The sequence below is a fragment of the Pandoraea communis genome (genome assembly GCF_902459745.1).
GTDB lineage: Bacteria > Pseudomonadota > Gammaproteobacteria > Burkholderiales > Burkholderiaceae > Pandoraea > Pandoraea communis.
On the sequence record NZ_CABPSJ010000011.1, the window covers coordinates 12,322 to 32,598 of the forward strand.

Annotated in this window: 8 protein-coding genes; all 8 read left to right on the plus strand. The window is 65.2% G+C overall.

Features of this window, described 5'->3' with window-relative positions:
• The first annotated feature begins 9 nt into the window (after positions 1 to 9).
• The 8 genes from PCO31110_RS25445 (at position 10) to PCO31110_RS25480 (ending at position 20,103) form a co-directional block, all read left to right on the plus strand.
• A complete protein-coding gene (locus tag PCO31110_RS25445; RefSeq protein WP_246189984.1) occupies positions 10 to 735 on the plus strand; it encodes an energy transducer TonB family protein in 726 nt (241 codons plus the stop codon).
• A gap of 74 nt (positions 736 to 809) precedes the next feature.
• Entirely contained in the window at positions 810 to 2,591 is a 1,782-nt protein-coding gene (locus PCO31110_RS25450; protein ID WP_246189985.1) for a putative porin, read from the plus strand.
• Positions 2,592 to 2,601: 10 nt separating this feature from the next.
• Positions 2,602 to 3,345 carry a hypothetical protein gene (locus PCO31110_RS25455; protein ID WP_150691757.1) on the plus strand — a complete coding sequence of 248 codons (744 nt, stop codon included), beginning with the start codon at positions 2,602 to 2,604 and terminating at the stop codon, positions 3,343 to 3,345.
• Between the two features lie 72 nt (positions 3,346 to 3,417).
• Positions 3,418 to 4,020: a YbjN domain-containing protein gene (locus PCO31110_RS25460; protein ID WP_150691758.1), complete on the plus strand. Its 603-nt coding sequence runs from the start codon at positions 3,418 to 3,420 to the stop codon at positions 4,018 to 4,020.
• A 392-nt stretch (positions 4,021 to 4,412) separates the two neighbouring features.
• On the plus strand, positions 4,413 to 5,126 hold the full coding sequence (locus PCO31110_RS25465) for an STN domain-containing protein (protein WP_150691759.1): 714 nt from the start codon (positions 4,413 to 4,415) through the stop codon (positions 5,124 to 5,126).
• On the plus strand, positions 5,127 to 5,642 hold the full coding sequence (locus PCO31110_RS25470) for an RNA polymerase sigma factor (protein ID WP_150691760.1): 516 nt from the start codon (positions 5,127 to 5,129) through the stop codon (positions 5,640 to 5,642).
• Positions 5,643 to 5,718: 76 nt separating this feature from the next.
• Entirely contained in the window at positions 5,719 to 6,735 is a 1,017-nt protein-coding gene (locus PCO31110_RS25475) for a FecR family protein (protein ID WP_010808888.1), read from the plus strand.
• Positions 6,736 to 6,942: 207 nt separating this feature from the next.
• Complete coding sequence (locus PCO31110_RS25480; protein WP_174979788.1) at positions 6,943 to 20,103, plus strand: filamentous hemagglutinin family protein; 13,161 nt, start codon at positions 6,943 to 6,945, stop codon at positions 20,101 to 20,103.
• Positions 20,104 to 20,277: the final 174 nt, after the last annotated feature.

Consider the following 20,277-nt stretch of genomic DNA (forward strand, 5'->3'; position numbering starts at 1 on the left):
GAGCGCAGCGTGAAACCTCGCGATTTCGCGTCTCGCCCCGTGCGGCCCGCCACCAAACCGCCCAGTCCGGTGCTCGTACAGCTGCGCCGGCGCGGTGGATGGATCGTTGGCGGCCTTGTCGTGCTCGGATTGATTGCCCTTTTCTGGCATTTGCTCACCGACAAGGCCAGCACGCGCCGCGAGGTCAACACCCCGCCGATGCTGATGCTGCCGCCGCCTCCGCCACCCCCGCCGCCGCAGGAGAAGCCGCCTGAGCCGCAGCCGGAGAAGATCAAGCCCGAAGTCGTCGAGCCGAAGCCGGCCGACCCCGTGGAGCCGCCGAAGGACGACACGCCGCCAAGCCCGACCAAGGATCTCGGCGACGCCGTGACGATCAACGGCGACGCGCAAGCCGGCACCGACGCGTTCGGCGTTGGCGCCGGCCGTGGCGGCGGCATGACCGGCGGCGGTGGCGGGCTGGGCAGCCGCTCATACAGCGCATGGCTTGCCAGTTCGTTGCAACAGGCGTTCGGACGCGATCAGCGCACTCGCACGCTCGCGTTCGACGACGTGCGCATCGATCTCTGGCTCGACGCCGACGGGCGCGCCACGCGCGCCCAGATGGTGCGGGGCACTGGTAACGCGGCGATCGACGATGCGGTGCTCGCGATGTTGCGCGACTTCCGTGCGGAAGAAAAGCCGCCGGCGTCGCTGCACTTTCCGCTGTCGATGAGTATCCGGGGGCGCAGGCCATGAAGCGCAATACGACGCTCGTCACGCCGCATACGGCACAAGCAGGACTTCCTTTTTACGCAAAAGTCACACACAAAATGAAAGCACTGGAACGTATGACCGACGCGCTCGCGCACCGACATGCGCCACGCGCTGCGGGCACCGCAGGCGCTGTGGCGCTGGCGCTCGCGCTGCTGGGCACCGCGGGCCTGGCCCACGCTCAGGCGCAGCCTGCCCCGAAAGACACCGCCATGGTCAAGCTGATTCGCGGCCTCATCAAGAGCGGCGCGATCGACAAGACCACCGGCGAAGCCTTGCTTGCGCAAGCCGAAACGGAAGCGTACGCGGCGGCGGCGGCTCAGAAGGCAGCCGCAACGCCTGCGGTGGCCGCGGCGGCCGTGCCCGGCGGCGAGCCGGGCGATGTGCGCGTCCCGTATATCTCGCAGACCACGCGCGATCAGATCCGCGACGAGGTGAAGAGCGAGGTGATGGCGCAGGCCAAGACGGAAGGTTGGGCCGCACCGAACGAAACGCCGGAGTGGACCAAGCGCATTCACGTCGAAGGCGACTTCCGCCTGCGCAACGAGTCGCGCTTCTACTCGAGCAGCAACACGAACACGCAGATCGACTGGGCGCAGATCAACAAGGGCAATGGTTTCGACGTCAACTCGAACACCAACCTGGCACTCCCGCCGCTGCTCAACACCACGCAGAACCGCACCAACCAGTTCCGCGCCCGTGCGCGCTTCGGTATCTTCGCGGACGTATCCGAGCAGGTGAAAGCCGGCGTGCGGCTGGCCGCCAGCAACGACGACAGCCCCGTCTCGACCAACTCCACGCTGGGCGGCGGCCTGAACAAGAAGAGCGTGTGGCTCGACCAGATGTGGATGTCGTATCAGCCGTTCGACTGGGTGAAGTTCACCGGCGGCCGTTTCGCCCCGCCGTACGTCACGAGCGATATGTTGTTCTCCAGCGACCTGAACGTCGACGGCATTGCTGCACAGTTCAACAAGGTGCTGCCGCAGAACCCGAACGTCGAACTGTTCGGCTCGCTCGGCTTCATCCCGCTCGAATACTCGGGCGACAACTCGCCGTCGAACAGCCAGAGCAAGATGTCGAGCCAGACCAAGTGGATGCTGGGCACGCAGTTCGGCGCGAACTGGAAGCTCGACTCGAAGAACAGCTTCCGCGGCACGGTCGGTTACTTCGACTTCCGCAACATCACTGGGCAACTGTCGTCGCCTTGCGCGCTCTACGCAGGCCAGACGAGCTGCGATTCGGACTGGTCGCGCCCGGCGTTCATGCAGAAGGGCAATACGCTCATGCTGCTGCGTAACATCGCGCTCAACCCGCTTGACCCGGCCAATACGGCGCAACCGCAGTATGTCGGCTATGCCTCGAAGTTCCAGTTGCTCGACCTGTCGGCCCGTTGGGACACGGTGCTGGCTGGCCGCTATCCGCTGCGCTTCGACGTGAACTACATCCGCAACCTGGCCTACAACGAAGGCGAGATGTGGGCGCGCGCGAACGGCGGCATCGTGAGCAACTTCGGCGCGGGCGACGCGACGCGAGCCAACTTCAAGAGCGGCCCGAACGCCTACATGTTCCAGGCCACCTTCGGCAAGCCGGTCATGGCGTCGCGAGGCGACTGGAACGTGCTGTTCGGCTACAAGCGTATCGAGCCGGATGCCGTGCCCGATGCCTACAACGACTCGACGTTCCATGGTGGCGGCACGAACGCGAAGGGCTACTACATCGGCGCTTCGTACGCCTTCGACAAGAACGCCTGGCTCTCGGGCCGTTGGCTCTCGACGAAGGAAGTCTATGGCGCGCCGTTGTCGATCGACACGCTGCAAATTGAAGTCAACGCGCGATTCTAAGGAGGTGGTCATGAGTCAACAGCCCCCACGCGCGATGTCGCGTCTGGCGTCGGGTGTGGCCGCTGCGGTGTTGCTTGCCGTGTGCTCGGCCGCCTCGGCACAGACGCCGCAGGGCGCACCGAGTATGGAAGAGCGTCTGCGCACGCAACTGCGTAGCACGACCGAGCAACTCCAGCAGGCGAAGAACGAACTGGCTGCGCTCAAGGCCGGTGGCGCAACGGCCGGCGCGCCGGGCAAGGACTCCCCTGAGGCGCTGAAGAAGGCGCTGGAGGATGCGCAGAAGCAACTGGCCGCAGAGCGTCAGGCGCGCGAGCGTCTCTCGCAGGGCACACGGACTTCGCAATCGGAAGTGAAGGCGGTGGCCGATAAGGCCAACGCGCAGATTACCCAGTACCGCAATGCCTACGACGAACTGCTCAAGCTCGCGCGTCAGGCCGATGCGCAGCGCAAGCATCTCGCCGACGAGGCAGCGGCGCAGCGTGTCGCGCTCACGATGTGCAAGGAGAAGAACGATCGTCTTTACGCTGTCGGGCAAGAGATTCTGACGGCGTTCGAGACGATGGATGTGGCGACCGTGGTCGCGGCGCGTCAGCCGTTCGCCAGCCAGGCTCGCGTGAAGTACGAACAGATCGCGCAGCAGTACGGCGATAAGCTCTATGAGGGCAAGTTCGACGAGCAGCAAGCTGCTGCCGCCATCGCCGCAAAGCCTGCTGAATCGGCCGCGGCGTCGGCACCGGCAGCATCGCAGCAATAACGCGTGTGGCGAGGGGCGTCGGTGGCGCACCTCGTCCCGAATTCGCATAACGATAGTTCGAGGATCACTGGCATGAACGAAGAGAACACGATGCAACACGACAACCACGACGCCGAGCGGGCCGGTGCGCCGACGTCTTCGCACTCGTCGTCGTCCGCAGACATCATCACGTCTGTCACGTCCGCCCAGGTAGCCGACGCTATTCGTGCCGCCGGTTGCGCGGTGTCGGTGCAGCAAGACGATCTGGTCACGCGTCTGCACAGCGCGAGCCACGGCATCGGCTATCAGGTGCACTGGGGAAATCAGGCCGGCGCCGATCAGTATCTCGATTTCACGCTGAGCTGCCCCCTGCGGGTTCAGGGCGGCGATCTTCCCGAAGGTCTGATCAACGAGTGGCACCGCTCGCGCCGGTTCGCCCGTGTAGCCGCACACGGCGAGTTCCTTGTACTCGAGATGGACGTCATCGTGGCAGGCGGCGTTTCCCCCGAATTCCTGAATTTCTCGATGCGCCTCTGGGTCGAGATGATGGGACAGTTCTTCCTGCATCTTCGCAACTTCACGCAGCAGGCCACCGGTCAGACCGCCGGTGCCGAGGCGTTGGGCGAAGACCTTGCTGCCGTGCCGGGCGACACGCCCGCAAGCGGCGATGGGCAGGTACCGATGACGCTTAACTAAAGCGTCGCCGCGCGGCGCATCATTGCGCGTTTCTCGCCTGAGCCTCGGGAACCTCCCGCGCGCGGTTGTTTCACGTCCAGTCAGACGACTGGTTGGCCCGTAATTCGCCTGCACCCCGTGGGCGAATTACGGGTGTTTTTTGTCGACGTTCGTCATGGCCTGGAGACGCTCGCTTCCGGGGCGGTGCGGCGAGACATTGAGCGGCGATCGGTGGCACTGTCAAAGTACCGTCACAATCGATCACCAGAATTCTCAGGAATTCTTACAAATTATTTTTCGGGCCTACGGGGAAGCGGCTAACGCCTTGGCGCGTTGCCGTGAGCTTTGCCTGCCGCACAGGTCCCCCCCCCGATTTTCCCGAACGCCCGCCATGCAAAGGCCAACCGCCCGAGATGACCGCTATTGTTCGCTCCCCACGTTTGCGCTTCGCGGCTGCGAGCGCTCTGGCGGGCTGGTTGCTATGCGGCACGCTGGGCATCGGGGGCGGAAGTGCGTCAGCGGCCCCGCCGCAGGCGCAGTCGTTTGATCTCCCGGAGATGCCTTTGAAGGACGCGCTCGCCCGCTTCGATGCGCTCACGCGTATGTCCGTGTTCTACCCGTCGTCGCTGGTCGAGGGGCGGCGCTCGCATACCGTGACGGGGATTTACTCGCCGCACGAAGCCCTTGACGCACTTCTTGAAGGTACCGGTGTAATGGCCGAGGCGACTGCGCAGAACGCGTTCGTTCTCGCGCCACTGGGCACGGCGGATGTGCCGGGCGAGTCGGTGCGCAGTACTACACGCGGGGGCATCGATTACCGCGCGCGTTTGCAAGGCATGGTGTTGCAGGCGCTGTGTGCGCGGCCGTCGCTCTCGCCGGGGGAGTACCGCTTGGCAATGACGGTGCTGGTTGATGCCAACGCTCGGGTGGCGCGTGTCCGCCTGCTCGATACGACGGGAGACGGTCGCCGCGATGGCGCGATCTTGCGCCGCTTGCAAGGGCTCGATGTCGGCATTGCGCCCGTCGACACATCGCAACCGTTCGTGCTGTTGCTGGTACCCACCGATTGCCGGGCGAACGCGTCTGTGTGTGCGCCATCGCCGTGCGCGGCGACGACGGAGCGATAGATGGCCGACACGCCCAGAGCGTTCCTGCGCGATCTGCTGACGCAGCGCTATGAGGACCTCAAGCGCAAGCTGACCTGGCGGCTCGGGTCGTCGGAACTTGCCAGCGATGCCTTGCACGACACATGGGTGCATCTCGACGATCGGGCCGACCGCCAGAGCGACGTGAAGAGCCCGGGTGCGTATCTCATGCGCATCGCCATGAATATGGCGTTCGACCGCGTGCAGCGCGAACGCCGGTACATGAGCGACGACGAGATCGATGCGCTCATGACCGAGTTCGTCGACCCGGCGCCCGGCCCCGCACAGACGGTGGAGGCGCGCGATGAGATTGCGCTGCTCGAACGCTTGCTGGCCACCATGCCGCCACGCCGGCGCGCGATCTTCATCGCGGTACGGGTGCACGAGATGTCCAACGAGGAGGTGGCACGTCGCTTCGGTGTGTCTGCGCGGCTGGTCGGTCTTGAGCTGAAGCGCGCTCACGAATACTGCATGGCCCACATGCCGAGGTCAGAATGAACGATCGATTGCCGATGGCGCGCGGGAAAGCCGTCTCATGGAGTGAGACCTGCCGTCTCATGCGAGAGGTGACGCCATGAGTTTGCGACCCGATGCCACGTTGCCGCCGAAGCGGCGTCTCGATGCACTTGAGCGTCATGCCATGACCTGGGTGCGGCGTATGGCGTCCGGCGAGATGACCCACGCCGATGGCGAGGCGCTGCGCGAGTGGGCGCGGCGCGACCCGAGCCATGCGAAGGCGCTGGCGAATGCGCGTCGTCAGTGGCAGCACCTGATGCAAGCGGCCCATCAGAGCGCATCGGCGGCTGCCGTGTGCCCGGCTTCGGCTCAGCAGCCCATACCGCAACGAAAGGCCGGACACGGCTTCGATCCGCGCCGTCGCTGGTGGCTGGCGGGTACCGCCGGGGCATTCGCGACCGCCGCCGGCATTGCCGCGATGGGTGGCCCGCTTGGCCTGTTTCAGGGGGCGGCCGCTTTGCATGCGGATTACCGTACCGGCACCGGCGAACAGCGCACCGTGGCGCTGGCCGGCAACGTGTCCGTCGAAATGAGCACGCGCACCAGTCTGGCGTTGCGCGCGGGCAGCACCCCCGGCATCGATCTGCTGGGTGGCGAAGCGGCGGTCGATACCACGAGAACGGCAGCACCGTTCGAGATCGTCGCGGGAGCGGGCCGCACGATTGCGCACCGCGCACGTGTGGAAGTGCGCAACGTGGCGCAGAGGGTGTGCGTCACCTGCATCGACGGCGTGGCCGATGTCGTGCATACGGCAGGACGTGTGCAATTGCGCGCGCGTCAGCAACTGGTCTACGACGAGCACGCGCTTCAATCGCTCGTGAATGTCGGCGACGGCGAGATGCCGGCCTGGCGCGACGGCTATCTGAGATTCGCCGAAGTCCCGCTCGGCGAAGTCATAGACGAGATCAATCGCTACCGTCCCGGCAAGGTCGTGTTGATGAACGACAAGCTGGCGGCGCGTCCGGTGACGGGGCGTTTTGCGATTCGCTCGCTCGACGTGGCGCTGGGTCAGATCGAGCACTCGCTGCAACTCTCCGCACACACCTTGCCGGGCGGGATCGTTCTGCTCGGGTGACCCTGCGCGCCGCGCTTCGTGGCGGCTTGACCGTGTCACGAAAGATTCAAATAAATCCTTGCCGATTGGCGCGCGCCGATCGGTCTTAGTCCCGAGAGCGTCAAGCGTTCGCATCGCTTGAACGAAAACCTGCCAGGGCCGTCGCTGGCGTTGTCGCGAGACAACGTCCCACGGCCGCACGAGACGCCAGACGGGATTGAGATGACCATGCACAAGCGCGTAGTTTCCCTACCAACTCGCACGCGGGCCAGCGCATGTCTGCCGCGCATCCGGCCGCTTGCTCAAGCCGTGGCCGTATTCGCTGCCAGTAGTGCCATGATCGGCGCAGCGCACGCGCAGCAAGCCTTCAGCAACGCGTGGTTTGCCGCGCGCGGTGCGGCGCAATCCACCGCTGCACAGACGGGCCGTCTGCCGAACGGCATGCCGGTATCGTCGCTGCAAAATCCGGGTGAACAACAGCAACGCGCGGCGCAAGCTGTTCAGAACTCCATCGCCAATCTCGCGACGGCGGCGCAAGGCATCGCTGCGATGCAGGCCGCGCAGAACGCAGCACGTCAGGCCGCCGCCGCGACGCCCGAGACCATTCCTGATGGGCTGGCCGAGGGGGGACTGAAGGTCGATACGAATAGCCTTACCGCCGGCTGGATCAACGCGAACAAGAAGATCGCGCAGGATCGCGATGCCGCGGGCAACACCAAGGTGGCCATCCAGCAAACCGGCGAGAAGGCGATTCTGAACTGGGAGACGTTCAACGTGGGCCGTCGCACGACGGTCGAATTCGTGCAACAACCGGGTTGGGCCGTGCTCAATCGCGTGAACGATCCGCAAGCGCGTCCGAGCCAGATTCAGGGGCAGATCAAGGCCGACGGCACGGTGATGATCGTCAACCGCAACGGCATTCAATTCTCGGGAACGGCGCAGGTCGATACGCGCAATCTCGTGGTGGCAGCCGTTGGCATGACGAACGATCAGTTCAATCGCGGCATCTACGGTGCCGCAGTGTCCGGCGCTACGGTGCCGACGTTTGCGAACGATCTTCAGGTGAGCGGCTCGAGCGTGTCGCACACGGGGGCGACCGCCGACGTGACGGTGGACGCTGGCGCACGCATCAACACGCGACGTCCGCAATCGGTGACCGAAGGCGGTGGCTATGTGCTGCTGCTCGGGCGCGAAGCCCACAATCGCGGCACCATCGTCACCCCTTCGGGGCAGACGGTCGTTGCCGGCGGCGATGCATTCGTGATCCGGCGCGGTGTCGGCACCGACGGCAATCTGAACTCAAGCACGCGCGGCAACGAAATCGAGCCGAAGCTGTTGCCCGGTTCGACGGCGGGCCGTGTGAGCAACAGCGGGTTGATTCTGGCGGAGCTTGGCGACATCACGCTCGCGGCGCGCCAGATCGAGCAGAGCGGAGTGCTTGTCTCCACCACCTCGGTCAATACGCGCGGCACGATTCACCTGACGGCGAGTGGTGACAGCAATGCGCTGGTGCGCGTTGCCCCTGGCGCTCTCAATGCCATCGTGCTCGATACGTCGGGCGATGCGGCACTCGATGCACAGCGCACAACGCTGCTGGCCGAGGCCGACAAGGTCGCGGAGTCCGGGCTGTTTAACCGCCGGGATCAGTCGCTCGTGCAGATCGTTTCCTCGGGCGACGTACTTTTCGATAGCGATTCCCTCACGCTCGCCACGGGCGGTCAGATCAACGTGCTGGCGACGCGCCGTGCCATGGCGATGGAGCGTGCGAAGCTCGACGTCTCCGGTGCCGTGGGCGTGCAGGTCGCCATGTCGGCGAACAATCTCGAAGTCAACGTGCAGGGCAACGAGCAGCGCGATGCGCCGAGCAATCGCGACACGCACCTGCTCAACAACCTGACCGTCTATATCGACCGGCGTTATCTGGTGCGTGTGCCTGCGGGCACGCAGGGCTACACCACCGACCGCTGGTACACGCAAGGCGGCCTGCTGGAAGTGAGCGGGTATCTGAACACGGCGTCGCATGGCATCGGCGAGTGGGCGGCGCAGGGCGGCACGGTACAACTGGGCGGCGCGGAAGTGGTGACGCGCCCCGGTTCGCTCGTCAATCTGGCCGGCGGCACGCTCGACGTGCAGACCGGCATGATCCGGCAAAGCTGGCTGCGCGGTGTAGACGGGCAGTTGTACCGCGTTGATAACGCGCCGGGCGATTTGCGGTACCTCGGCGTGTATCGGGGCTTCGAAGCCGAACACGCCCGGTGGGGAAGGAACACCACCGAGACGTATGCCACCCCGTTCATTGCACCGGGGCAGCGTCTGGAGAACGGTTACACGGTCGGGCGCGATGCAGGGCGATTGATCGTTTCAGGTCTGTCGGCCGTGCTCGAAGGAGATGTCGATACTGCTGTCTATCAGGGCCCGCGCCAGACACAGGCCGCCGACCGAGTGCTGTACGACGGGTATCTGCAATCGCAGCTTGCTGCGCCGCGTGCCGGTCAGTTGATCGTCGGCAAGCTCACGCCCTATTACGACGACGCCTTGCTCACGCTGCGCGACAGCCCTTCGGCGATGGTGCGCACAATCAATGTCGGCGACGTTCAGGCGTTGGCCGCAGCCATTGCGCAAGGGAGTCCGCTTGACGTGCAGCGCGCGGGGAAAATCACCATCGATGCGGACTGGCTCAACCGTCAGCAATTCGGTGGTGTGAAGCTGCTGGCAACCGATGAAGTGACGCTCTCGCGCGACATTCGCGTGGCGGACGGCGGCGATGTGGGCCTGCACGCCACGCGCGTGAACATCGACGCGAACATCACGGCGCATGGCGGTTCGATTGCGGCGGGCAACGTCGTACAGCGCATGCTTTCTGCGACGGGCAACGGCACATGGGCCGATTCGCCCCTGACGGACCCTGCGCTTGTGGCGGGCAGACAGTCCGTAAAGGTAGCGAGCGGTGTGACGCTCGACGCACGCGGCCTGTGGAGCCGGGCGGATGATGGCGAGGCAGGCATCCGCGGTATGCCGTACCTCAACGGCGGTGGTGTCGTGCTTTCGACTACCGGGGACGTGCGGGTGCAGCAGGGCAGCACCATCGATGTCTCGTCCGGTGCCGCGCTGCTCTCGGGCGGCACGGTGCGCGGCGGTAGAGGCGGCAACGTCTCTCTGCTCGCCAACCAGTACGACATCAGCGGCAAAGGCACAGGCGAACTGCATCTTGACGGCGCGCTGCGCGCCTACGGCGTGAGCGGCGGCGGCTCGCTGACACTGAACACAGGTAACGGCGTGGTGATCGGTGACCCGATGCCGCTTGGCACCTCGCCCGACACGTTGCTCAACACGTCGCTCTTCTCGACAGGGTTTTCGCGCTATGACGTGACGGGCCAGCTTGGTGTGACGGTGGCCGATAACACGCGCCTCGACGTCACCATGCCGGTGCTGAACATCGATAAACGGGCCGCTGGCGAAGCTGTCAGCGGCAGCGACCCGTCCGGCGTACTGTCGGTCTTCCTTGCCCCGGTCTGGCAAAGCGATGCTGCGAAGGGCACCATCACGCAGCGTGGCGGGGCCGATCTCGCGCTTTCCACCGGCGCGCTGCGCAAGCGCGGGCAGCTGAGCGTTGGTGAAGGCGCTCGGATTGAAGTCGACCCGGGCCGCAGCATTACGCTCACAGGTAACGGGCAGATGACGGTGTTCGGCACGCTACGGGCAGCATCGGGCACGGTCAGCTTGTTGCCCGGTCCGTTCAGCGCAGTCGACGGGTATGACGGACCTGAGGGCACGTTCACACCGACGTCGATCTGGCTGGGGGGCAATGCCGTGATCGACGTCGCGTCACGGGCGTTCGTGGCGCAGGATGCCTCGGGCGCGATTTCCGGCAAGGTCGCTGCAGGCGGCACCATCCAGATCGGCGCGAAGTATGTGGCGGGCGCCACGCAAGTCGAAGCGGCCGACGCGTTCGTGATCGTGCGCCCCGGTGCACGGCTCGACGCGTCGGGTACGGCCGCCGACGTCGATGTACCGGGGCAGGGACGCACGCATGTGGTCAGCAACGGCGGGGTCATCTCTCTTGCGTCGGCACGGGGCCTCTATCTCGACGGCGACATGAAGGCTGTATCCGGTGGGGCAGGTGCGGCGGGCGGCACGCTGAACGTCGTGCTGGAGACGCTCGCCTACGGTATGGTCGATCGCGTGACGTTGCGCGGCCCCATGGTGGACGATTCCGTACGTGTCGCGCACGAGATGATCGTGGCGCAAACGCAGGGCAACAGTCTGCTCTCGGAAACACTGCTCCCCGGCACGCTCGGCGGCGGGCTGACGCTGGGTAGCGCGCGCATCGGTGTGGATCGTGTGACGGCGGGTGGTTTCGACAACCTCGCGCTGTTCGCGAACGGGATGATGGATTTCGACGGCAACGTCAATCTTGCGCTCGGTCAGAGCCTTCGCCTGACGGCGAGTTCGTTCGGCCTGTCGGCGAGCGCCCCACGGGACACACAGGTCAGGCTTACGGCACCCATCGTGCAACTGGCTGGCCCGACGCGCCAGCAGTTAGACAACTACATCATTCCCAATCCGGTGAGCGGTTCGAAGAACTCCGGGCAGGGTAGCGGGATGCTCGGGGTGCCGACGCTGGCCGAGAAGGCCAAGTTCGAAGTCGACGGCGCACTCATCGATGTATCGGGCCGGATGCAGTTCGGCACAGCGGGAACCATCGAGACCAACGCCGGTACCCCCGTCAGTGTCTTGCGTGATGCCTTCGGCAACGTCGCGTTGCGAAGTACCGGTGACCTTCGTCTGCTCGACAAGACCGAAGTCTATTCGCCCGGCGACATGACGTTGGCCGCAGTGCAGATCTATCCCGGACAGAACGCGACCGCCAGGATTGTCGTGGGGCAGCGCAGCTATCCGAGCGATTGCTGTGTGCGTCAGACCATGCTGGACCCGGATCGTGTGCTGACCTTCGAGCGGGTTGGCGACACGCTGGCACCTCAGCCGTACTCGTTGTTCGGCAGGATGACCTTTTTGGCGGGGCAGATTCGTCAGGGCGGTGTGTTGCGCGCCCCGATGGGAGGTATCACCTTCGGTTCGCTGATAAACACGGAGGCCAACGGCATGCTTCATCTGTTGCCGGGTAGCGTGACGTCTGTGAGTGCAAACGGACTGGTGATGCCCTATGGCGGCACGCTCGACGGATTGAGCTATCTCAACGCATCCGCCGACGCGGTGTACGCGCTGGCGGGCGGCGGACCGTCGGTGATCGTGTATAGCCATTCGCTGGCTGTGGAACCGGGCGCTGTCATCGATCTGTCGGGCGGGGGCGAAATTCGCGGTGCGGCCTTCCTGACCGGACGTGGCGGCTCCACCGACGCACGTTTCGCGCCACTCATGCAAGTGGTGCAGACCGGCACGAAGGGAAGTTTCCGTCTGCCGTCGCTCTCATCCAATCCGGTGTACGCGATCGTGCCCGGCGCGCAACCGGCCTATGCGCCTGTCGTGAGCGAGAACGGTGCCGGTGCGCCGCTCGCCGGGCAGCAGATCACCATCGGCGCAGGCGTGCCGGGACTGCCTGCGGGTACCTACACGCTGCTGCCGTCGACGTTCGCGTTGCTGCCCGGCGCATATCGCGTCGAATTGCAGACGCAGACTGTGTCTCAGGCAGGGCTGGCGCCGGTCGCGATGCGCAACGGATCGCTGACGCTTCCTGCGCAATTGCGTGTGAACAACACCAGCATTCGCAATGCCACGCCGACCCAGGCCGTGCTCACGTCGGCGGATGTCCTGCGGACCTACTCGCAGTACAACGAGATGAGTTACGCCGACTTTGCGCGTGCCACGAGCGGGCGCGTCGGGGCTCCCCGTGCGTTGATCGAGGCAGATGCCAAGCGTCTCGATCTCAATTTCCTGTCGGATAGCTACCAGGGCAAGATTGGCAACGCCCCCGCGTTGCGATTCGAGGGCACGGCAAACGTTGCACCGGCCAAGGGTGGCTACGGCGCGAGTCTGCTCGTCAGTGCCGACAACATCGAAATTCTTGGGGCCGGTGCGACACCTCGGCAGGGCGACACCACGCTGACTTCGCTCAGGGCTGACGATTTGAACGCGATCGGTGCGGCGCGCATCGGGATCGGTGCATTGCCGGTAGTCGCCAGCGATAACTCGCAGTCGATTCTCAATGCCACGACGGCAGGGTTCGGCGGCAAGACGAATAACGTGGTGCTGCGCGGCGGCGCCATGCTGCGCGCCAGCGAAGTCTTCCTCGTGACGACTACGCCGACCAAAGGCATCACCATCGAACAGGGCAGTGGCATCAATACGCTCGGCTACGGCATGCCGATGTGGGATTCCACGATGGGGTATACCTACGCACCGGGGGCGTCGGGTGTGCTGGCGGTGTCCAATGGGCGGCTCGCAATGCTCGCACCGATGCCTTCCAATCCGGGCGATTATTCCGGGGCGGGATACATCGACCTCGGCGTCTGCGCGGCGGGTGCGACATGCGCAGGTGAAACGCTGCTGCTTTCCGAAGGTTCGATTGCGGTGGCGACCGACAAGCGGTTCACGATCACCGATGCCGTGCGCTATGGCACGCGTCAGTTGTCGCTCGCCGTCGGCCGGGTCAACGTCGGCGAGCAGGCGTCGCTCGACGCACTCGCGGCGTCCGGACGTCTGGCGGAAGGTCTCACGCTCAACCAGACAGTGCTTTCGCGACTGATGCGTGGCGACAGGCTCTATGGCGCGCCCGCGCTGGAAAGCCTGACTCTTATCGCCCGCGATTCGATCAACTTCTACGATTCTGTCGAACTCTCGACCATCGACGCAGCGACGGGCAAGTCGACCATCGATGCGCTCGTGCTGGGCACGCCCGCGATCTTCGGATACGGCGCGAGCGATGCGATCGCACGCATTCGTACCGACCGGCTTGTATGGACCGGTTCGAAGTCGCCGGCGGGGGCCATCGTCGCGGGCGGGGCAGGCACCGGCAGCGGACGGCTGTCCATCGATGCGCGTGAGATCGAGTTCGGCTTCGGGGCAGCCACGCAGCGCGACGTCAACCACGACATGAACCGTATGACTGTCGGTTTCTCGACAGTCGAGCTCAACGCCAGTGAGCGCGTGAGTGCCAACCAGAAGGGCAGCCTGTCCGTCTATCGCTCGCAAAACGCGTGGAACGATCAGAAGCAGGATTTCGATTACAGCGGTGGCGACATCGTCATCGATACGCCGCTGCTCACCGGCGCGGCGGGGTCGGTGAACCGTTTCATCGCGGGTGGCAATGCGTCGGTATCCAACGCCAGTGCGCGTGCGAAACCCGTGATCGACAGCGCCATGCTGGTGGCCGCACTGGGTGCCGAGGTCGGGCTGACGGCGGGAGGCGCAGCCACCATCGATACGAATGTCGTGCTGCCGAGCGGCCGCCTGACGGTGGCCGCACAGGGCGACGTGACGCTCGGTGACGGCGCACAAATCGATCTGGCCGGACGCAAGCTCGATTTCTTCGACACCAGCAAATACAGTTGGGGCGGCGATGTGGGGGTGTCGAGCGCGAACGGCAACGTGCGCCAGGCTGCCGGGTCGCGCATCGATCTGTCGGCGGTGGAGAACCGGGCGGGCAAGCTCACGGTAGCCGCATTGGCGCCGACGGGCGGTGTCGTGTCGATGGCCGGCAAGCTGCTCGGCAGTGCCAGCGGGCGCTACGACGCGGGCGGCACGTTTGTCCCGTTCACGGCAGGCGGCGTGGATATTCGGGCACAACGCATCGACGACTTCGCCGCGCTCAATGCGCGTCTGACCGAAGGCGGTGTCTTCGGCAGCCGCAACTTCCAGATCAAGCAGGGCGATCTCGTCATTGGCGACGAACTCAAGGCACGTGAGATCACGCTGTCGATCGACGGCGGGCGGCTCGATGTGCTCGGACGCGTCGACGCGAGCGGCGCGCAGGTAGGCACGATTCGCTTGTCGGCGCGCGACGGCGTGACGGTCGGCGGCAACGCGGTGCTGGATGCGCACAGCACGACGTTACGCCTGGACAGTTACGGTCAGCCCATCGAGGCGTCCAACCGTGCGGTCATCGAGATCAACGGGGATCAGGGGCGGGTAGTGCTGGCCAATGGGGCGCGACTCGACGTGCGTGCCGGCACGAACGACAAGAATGGCGCTTCGCTCTCGGCAGGCACGGTCGAGATTAGTGCCAAACGGTTGGGCGGTGCGAACGAGGCGCTGGGCAACGACATCGCCATCGACGCGGGTGGCAACGTGGTGATCGACGGTGCGCGCTCCATCACGGTCAACGGAATGTTCCGCGACACCCATGCGCCGGCGGGCACCGATGTCGCTGTCGACGGCCGACCGTATCAGGTCGTCAATCAGGCTTATCTGGACACGCTTCACGGGCAGAACGAGACGTTCATGTCGAACGCGCTGGCCAACGGCGCGTTGCTGGCCCGTCTGGCCGGATTGCGCCGCTACACCGACGCCTTCCATCTGCGCCCGGGTGTCGAGATCGTCAGTGCGACGCCCAATGGCGATATTCACCTCGACGGTGACATCGACATGTCGCGCTATCGTTACGCGAGCCTGAATCCGAATACGCAGAAGACCGGTGTCTGGGGCAGCGGCGAAGCGGGCGCGCTGACGATCCGCGCCGGAGGCAATCTGAACGTCTTCGGCAGCCTGACCGACGGGTTCGATACCAGCAAGCTCACGCCGAACGTCGACAACAAGGGGTGGGTGCTGATCAGCGGAAAAGCGGGGTGGGGCGGCGATGCCGTGGTGCCGGTGGGCGGGCTGGTGACGCTCGCCGCTGGCACCGTGTTCCCGGCGGAGCGCAAGCTCAACTTCGACGTGCAGGTCGCGGCAGCGAAGCTGCCTGCTGGCACGCGTCTGCCTGCACGCGCAACACTTGACGCAGATCTCACGCTGCCTGCCGGCACCGTGCTCGGAGCCGCCGTGCGTGATGCGGCGGGCAACGTGGTGTATCCGGCCGGTACGGCGTTGACGTCGGCGTTGGCCTTGCATGCCGGCATGCAGCTCGATGCCGGGATGTTGTTACCCTCGGAGACGTCTGTCGGCGCGATGCGATGGCCTGCGGGCGCCGTGATGCCGGTGAACTTCAAGCTCGCGGTCGATGTGCCGTTGCGCAAGGGCGCGATCATTCCGGCCGAGACCGACGTCAAACTGCCGGGGGATGTGTTGTTCGTCAATGTTCGCCCGGCGGATGCCGACGGCAATCAGGGACAGCTCCACGCGATTGCGCCGATGCTTCAGGCGGGCTCCGCGTCGTGGTCGCTGCGACTGGTCGCCGGGGCCGATACGTCGGCGGCCGATCCGCGTGCGTTGCAACCGTTAGGGTCCGATGGGCACCTGATTCTCTCGGACACTCATTACGGCATGGGCGAACTCAGTGTGCTCAGGCCAGGGACCGGCACGCTCGGTGTCTACCGTTGGGGGCCGGATGCATGGCAACTGGGCGGTGTCGAAGGCGAGATCGTGACGCAGGGCGAATTGGATGCCTGGGGCATTGCCTCGGCCGCAGATATCGACATGTGGAACGGGTACTACGACGCGTTCCACCTCGTGACGCCGGGTATTCCTGCTGAGTACGACACGAAGACGCAGCCCGCTCGCGAACCGGTCTTCAGCGTGGTGCGCACCGGCACGGGCGATCTCGACATGCTCGCGGCGGGTAACTTCACGATGAACTCGCCGTTCGGGGTCTATACGGCAGGCACACAGGCGCGCGATGTGACGAGCGCCTATAACCTCGCACGGGCCAAGCTCAAGAACACCTCCGTGCTTGGCGCGGAAGGTGCGCCATTCGAGACATACGTCAGCGGTACGCAGAGCCTTTACACCGCGTGGTACCCGGAGCACGGCGGCAATCTGTTCGTGCGCGCTCAGGGCGATATTCGTGGCGACACGGTCGGGACGCGCGACCGGTATCAACGCGCGACAAGCTTTGGTGCGCCGCGAGCCGTTCCGGATTCCGGCAACGTGGGCAACTGGCTGTGGCGGCAGGGATCGGGCTCCGCGATTGCGCAGGGGGGCGTGCCCACTGCCTGGTGGATCAACTTCGGGACTTACACCTTCGGCAAGGAAGCCGGCTACGCGGTGTATGAATTGGCGCCGTTCCTGACCGGTTTCACCGGACTTGGCACGCTCGGCGGCGGCAATGTCGTGCTCGAAGCCGGTGGCAACGCAGGGATGCTGGAGTCACGCATCGGGGCGGGGAATTCCGACGGCACGCTCGCGTTGGCTCGCAGCGAGGGCCTGAATGTGTCGGTCGGCAGCACCGGGCGGGTATCGGCCGATGGTTCGCAGATCCAGTTGACGGGCGGTGGCGATCTCGACGTGCGTATCGGCGGCGGGCTGAATCCGGTGCGCGAAGTGCGCGCCGTCGCACCGGCCAACAGCGTCGTGAACGATTCGACGGCATGGCGCAACGGCAATCTGGCGTTGTATGGCACGTTCACGAATCTGCGTGGCGCCACGCGCATAGAGGCGGGCGCGCTTGGCGGCGTCGACACGCTATTCGGTGTTCCCGACTTGCGCGAAGCACGGGCGCGCGATGTGTTCACTGCGCAGACGGCGTTCGCGACCGGCGGCCCGACGCTGGTGCTCGGCGACTCGACCGCTCGTATCGACACGCGTGGCGATCTGGTGATCGGCGGCTACGGCGATGCCACGCGCTTGCAGCAGCGCACCAACGGCACGCCGTTCTCGGCCGCCGGTGTCAACTACGGCGGCGAGGGTCACAGTTGGTTCACGTTGTGGACGCCGTCGACCGCCATTGACCTGTTCAGTGCCGGGGGGAATCTCTCGCCCCTTACGGCCATCGCCGACAATCGCGAGGGGGCGAACTATGCGGCGACCGATGGCCGCTTCGTGTTGCCCGCGACGCTTCGTGCTGTGGCGGCGAGCGGCAGCATTTACAACGGCTATTCGGCAACGGGTATTCGCGATGCGGCCGGGGTTTCCACCATCGGCGATACTCCCGCGTTGCTGGCGCCCGAGCCTGTCAGCTCGTTGTTCAAGGTCGCTGCCGATGGCGGGGCGCTCGAGATGATTGCGGGCCAGTCGCTGCTTGGGTCCGGCTTTCCGATCAGTCGCTCGGCGGCGGATCCGACGGCTTTGCCTACGCCGCAAAATCCGGGGTTTGCCGGTGGCGTGCGTAGCGCATGGTTTGGCCGCGTGTATCTCACAAATGTCAGACAGGACGCGCTCGCGCCGCAGATCATCACCTCCCCCGGTCAGGACTCGGCAACGAAGTTTCCGATGTTCAGCCTGACCCCGGCAACCGTGTCCGGTTATGACTTCACCGGTATTTCGCCTGCACGCTTCTATGCGCTCGCTGGCGACATCGTCGGGTTGCAGACGGGGGGCATCGACTATCGTGGCAGCATACTGCCCGCACCGGGCACCCAGCCGACGTGGTACGAGGGCAACGGCGCGGTGGCGATCCGGGCAGGACGAGACATCGTCAACTCGGGAACGCCGCTCGGCACCTATCTGAGCACCCATGCAGATTTCGCCGGGTGGAGCACCACGCCTGACTTCCAGGACCCGGTCAACAATCCGGGGCGACCGGTGAGTGCGTCGAGCGCGACGATGCGCGGCAATCTGATCGTGCAGAACTCGGCAGACGATGTTTCGGTAGTGTCGGCGGGACGGGATATTCTTTACAGCACGTTCTACGTGGCCGGCCCGGGGCTTCTGGAAGTCACGGCGGGGCGCAACGTCTTCATGGGCGACAAGGCCGAGTTGCGCAGTCTCGGCGCGCTCGCCAACGTCAAGCCGGGCGACCGGAGCAACGGGGCGGCGATTGCGGTGGCGGCCGGTGTGGGGCCGAAGGGGCTCGACGGCATCGACTTCAAGGCGTTCGCGGCTCGATATCTCGATGCGGCGAACCTGGCGGACGGATCTCGGCCATTCGCCAATCAGCCGGGCAAGGCCGTGGTCGTCTATGGCGGGGAGCTTACGCTCTCGGGATGGCTGCATCAGGAGTTTGGTTATGACGGCAATGCGACCGGCGCTGATGCCTTCCTCGTCAAGAAGCAGACGGAACTCGACGCGGCGAGCAAGGCGGCGGGCGGCACCGGCGGTGCGGCGAAGCGTGATCTGCGCAACGAATTCGCACAGCAGAGCCAACTGTATCTCGTGAATTGGCTGGCCACACGCTTTGGCGGACGCAACGGTCTGGGTGTGCATTTCGATGCGGCGTCGATGGATGCGCGTCAGTTCTTCGATGCGCTTCCGGCCGAACAGCAACGCGCGTATTTGCGCGATGTGTACTTCGCCGAGTTGCGGGCATCCGGGCGTGAGTACAACGACGCTAGCGGCCCGCGTGCGGGGAGCTATCTGCGCGGGCGCGAAGCCATCGCTACGCTTTTCCCGGGCGGCTCGACCGAGTACGACGGCAGTCTCACGATGTACAGCAGCGCGCTCTACTATCTTCAGAACATCGGGCGGGAAGCGACGACGCGTCCGCGGCCCGGCGTGAAGTATCTGACGCAGGCGCAATGGGCTGCACGGGGTAGCCCGGCGTACGACGTTCCCCACTACGAAGTGCAGGATGCCGGCATTCATACGGACTTCGGTGGCGGGGTGAGCATTCTCACGCCGGGGGGGCGCATGCTCGTCGGCGTGGATGGCGGTTTCGTGCCGGGTGAGGGCTCGGGTGTGCTCACGCAGGGACGTGGCAACGTCGATATGTATGCGCGTGACAGCATCCTGCTTGGTCAGAGTCGGGTGTTCACGACGTTCGGCGGCAATATTCTGGCGTGGTCGGCGCTGGGGGATATCAACGCGGGCCGCGGTTCGAAGTCGACGGTGGTGTACACACCGCAGCGTCGCGTCTACGACAACCTGGGGCTGGTATCGCTTTCGCCGACGACACCGAACACGGGCGCTGGCATCGCTACGCTGAACCCGATCCCGGAGATTCCGCCGGGCGACATCGATCTGATTGCGCCGCTGGGCACGATCGATGCGGGCGAGGCGGGGATTCGGGTGTCCGGTAACGTGAACATCGCGGCGCTGCGGGTCATGAACGCGGAGAACATTCAGGTGCAGGGCAAGTCCGTCGGCATCCCGGCCATTGCGGCTGTGAATGTCGGCGCGCTCACGAATGCCAGTTCAACGGCGGCACAGGCTGCGGCTGCGGCACAGGATGCGGTATCTCGCGATCGGGCGTCGGCGCGGCAGAATCAGCCGTCGATCTTCTCGGTGCGCTTGCTCGACGTGGGCACGTCGAGCGATGCGACTGGCAAACCGCGTGCCGATGGCGGGCGGGCGCTGCGCTACGATCCGGCGTCGCCCGTGCAGGTGCTCGGACAGATGAATCTGAGTGAATCGCAGTCGCAGGCGCTTACGCCCACAGAGCGGAAAAACCTGATGCGCTGAAGCCGGAACGACTCCCCCCGTTGTGGGGGAGTCGTTCGGAACACGGCGCGGCGTGGCCCAAGACATATAGAGAAGCTGACGGCAGGAATTTGCCGGGTTTTCAAAATAATTTCACAAAGGGCTTGCGCAGTTTGGCGAAGGTGACTAATATCTCGTCTCTCGCAACGACGGCGA

Excerpts from the sequence above, each read along its gene's own strand:
- PCO31110_RS25480 (WP_174979788.1), top strand. The coding sequence starts at position 6,943 with ATGCACAAGCGCGTAGTTTCCCTACCAACTCGCACGCGGGCCAGCGCA.
- PCO31110_RS25470 (WP_150691760.1), top strand. The coding sequence starts at position 5,127 with ATGGCCGACACGCCCAGAGCGTTCCTGCGCGATCTGCTGACGCAGCGC.
- PCO31110_RS25450 (WP_246189985.1), top strand. The coding sequence starts at position 810 with ATGAAAGCACTGGAACGTATGACCGACGCGCTCGCGCACCGACATGCG.
- PCO31110_RS25455 (WP_150691757.1), top strand. The coding sequence starts at position 2,602 with ATGAGTCAACAGCCCCCACGCGCGATGTCGCGTCTGGCGTCGGGTGTG.
- PCO31110_RS25460 (WP_150691758.1), top strand. The coding sequence starts at position 3,418 with ATGAACGAAGAGAACACGATGCAACACGACAACCACGACGCCGAGCGG.
- PCO31110_RS25465 (WP_150691759.1), top strand. The coding sequence starts at position 4,413 with ATGACCGCTATTGTTCGCTCCCCACGTTTGCGCTTCGCGGCTGCGAGC.
- PCO31110_RS25475 (WP_010808888.1), top strand. The coding sequence starts at position 5,719 with ATGAGTTTGCGACCCGATGCCACGTTGCCGCCGAAGCGGCGTCTCGAT.